Annotated in this window: 1 protein-coding gene; it reads left to right on the top strand. The window is 60.9% G+C overall.

The window, feature by feature from the left end:
• Positions 1 to 585: IS3 family transposase (locus tag AC6CHL_RS20755; protein ID WP_498296040.1), on the top strand; the 585-nt coding region annotated here is incomplete at its 5' end.
• Between the last annotated feature and the right edge of the window lie 50 nt (positions 586 to 635).

Here is a 635-nt window from a genome sequence, read left to right as displayed (position 1 = left end):
CCCATGCGGCGGGCATATCACAAGACAACCGACAGCCATCACCGCTTCCGACGGCACCCCAACCTGCTCAAAGCTGGCGAGGGGCGCGTGGTACCCACCGGCTGCGAGCAGGTGTGGGTCGCCGACATCACCTACCTGCCGACGCAAGGAAAATTCGTCTATCTGAGCCTGATTACGGATGCTTGGTCACGCAAGATCGTCGGCTGGAGTGTGCACGACACGCTGCAGACCGAGCAGGTTGCCCAGGCGTTGCAGATGGCGCTGAAAGGACGAAAAACGCGTCAACAACTGGTCCACCACTCCGATCGAGGTATCCAATACTGCTCGGATTACTACCAGAAGATCCACGCCGCGCACGGCGTAACCTGCTCGATGACCGACGGCTACGACTGCTACCAGAATGCGTTGGCAGAACGGGTAAATGGGATCTTGAAAGGCGAATTCCTGCTGCATCGCCCTCGGGACCTGGCGCAGGCACGGCAGATGGTGGCCGAGTCGGTGGCGATCTATAACGCCGAGCGGCCGCACCTGTCCCTTAAAATGCAGACGCCCGATGCAGTGCATCGGGCGTCCTTGGCCGCCTGACGGCGGCCGGTTCATCCACCACAGGTGTCAACCTATGGCAGGACGGGTCA

The organism is Stenotrophomonas sp. GQ19 (assembly GCF_059758695.1).
Note: the sequence above shows the minus strand (reverse complement) of the source record. Positions and strands in the feature narration are given on the sequence as shown.